Origin of the sequence: Bradyrhizobium sp. TM233, assembly GCF_036247965.1 — a bacterium.
GTDB lineage: Bacteria > Pseudomonadota > Alphaproteobacteria > Rhizobiales > Xanthobacteraceae > Bradyrhizobium > Bradyrhizobium ottawaense.
In genome coordinates, this window is the sequence record NZ_BTIG01000092.1 from 1 (window position 1) to 308 (window position 308).

The 308-nt window shown below is 58.8% G+C and carries 1 protein-coding gene; it reads left to right on the forward strand.

Going from position 1 to position 308, the window contains the following annotated elements; translation table 11 throughout:
• A partial coding sequence (locus tag AABA86_RS33705) for an ABC transporter substrate-binding protein (RefSeq protein ID WP_338309809.1) occupies positions 1–308 on the forward strand: 308 nt, incomplete at both ends.

Below are 308 nucleotides of genomic sequence, written 5' to 3' on the forward strand. Positions count from 1 at the left end.
CATGACGGCAAGCCGTTCACGGCCGACGACATTGTCTTCACTTGGCAATATATCAAGGATCCCGCGACGGCGGCCGTGACCATCGCAAGCTATCGCGACATCACTGTCGAGAAGATCGACGATCTCACGGTCAAGATCACTTTCCCGAAGCCGACACCGTTCTGGGCGGACGCCTTTGTCGGAGCCCCGAACACCATTCTCCCCAAGCACCTGTTTGCCGACTACACGGGCAGCAAGTCACGGGAAGCGCCGACCAACCTTTCTCCAGTCGGGACCGGTCCCTACAAATTCGTCGAGTTCAAGCCGGG